This window comes from Nocardia sp. NPDC059236 (genome assembly GCF_042754085.1).
Classification (GTDB): Bacteria; Actinomycetota; Actinomycetes; order Mycobacteriales; family Mycobacteriaceae; genus Nocardia.
The window spans coordinates 1-1,110 of record NZ_JBHZAF010000107.1 but is presented as its reverse complement, the minus strand read 5'-3'; the positions used below and the strand labels follow the sequence as shown (position 1 = coordinate 1,110).

General features: G+C 71.1%; 1 protein-coding gene. It reads left to right on the top strand.

From position 1 onward, the window contains the following. Window positions 1–188: 188 nt before the first annotated feature. Window positions 189–1,110, top strand: a 922-nt coding sequence (gene dnaN, locus ACFXIV_RS48235) for a DNA polymerase III subunit beta (protein WP_379421581.1), incomplete at its 3' end; no start/stop codon positions are given.

Here is a 1,110-nt window from a genome sequence, read left to right as displayed (position 1 = left end):
CTACTACTACGACGACACCTAGAGAGCCCGGGAATCGCTTCGAAGTGGGGGCTGTGCACAACTCGGCGCCGCGGGTCCCGACCCGGATCGCGTCGACTTGACCCGCGCCCGCACCTGCTGTCAGTCCGGTGCGTCAGACTGGTGCCCGGCAAAGCACGAGCAGAGGCAGCAGCAGGAGGCGGCTGAACGTGAAGATCCGGGTTGAACGCGATGTGCTCGCGGAGGCGGTGGCCTGGACGGCCAAGAGCCTCCCCGCCCGCCCGCCGGTGCCCGTGCTCGCGGGCCTGCTGTTGAAGGCGGACGACGGCACCCTGAGCCTCTCCGGCTTCGACTACGAGGTCTCGGCGCGGGTCTCGGTCGAGGCGGAGGTCGAGGAGGACGGCACGGTGCTGGTCTCCGGCCGGCTGCTGGCCGACATCTGCCGCGCCCTCCCCAACCGTCCGGTGGAGATCTCCACAGACGGTGTACGGGCGACCGTCGTGTGCGGCTCCTCCCGCTTCACCCTGCACACCCTGCCGGTGGAGGAGTACCCGGCGCTGCCGGAGATGCCGTCGGCCACCGGCACCGTCCCCGGCGAGGTCTTCGCCGCCGCTGCCCAGCAGGTCGCCATCGCGGCCGGGCGGGACGACACGCTGCCGGTGCTGACGGGTGTGCGTATCGAGATCGAGGGCGACACCGTCACGCTGGCCTCCACCGACCGGTACCGCTTCGCGGTGCGCGAGTTCCTGTGGAAGCCGGAGACCCCGGACGCCTCGGCGGTGGCCCTGGTGCCCGCCAAGACGCTGCTGGAGACCGCGAAGTCGCTCAGCGGTGGCGACAGCGTGACGCTGGCACTGTCCGGCTCCGGCTCCGGTGAGGGGCTGATCGGTTTCGAGGGCGCCGGGCGGCGGACGACGACGCGGCTGCTGGAGGGCGACCTGCCGAAGTACCGCACGCTGTTCCCGACGGAGTTCAACTCCGTGGCGGTGATCGAGACGGCGCCGTTCGTGGAGGCCGTCAAGCGCGTGGCACTGGTGGCCGAGCGCAACACCCCGGTGCGGCTCAGCTTCGAGCAGGGGGTGCTCACCCTGGAGGCCGGTTCCAGCGACGATGCACAGGCTGTGGAGAGGG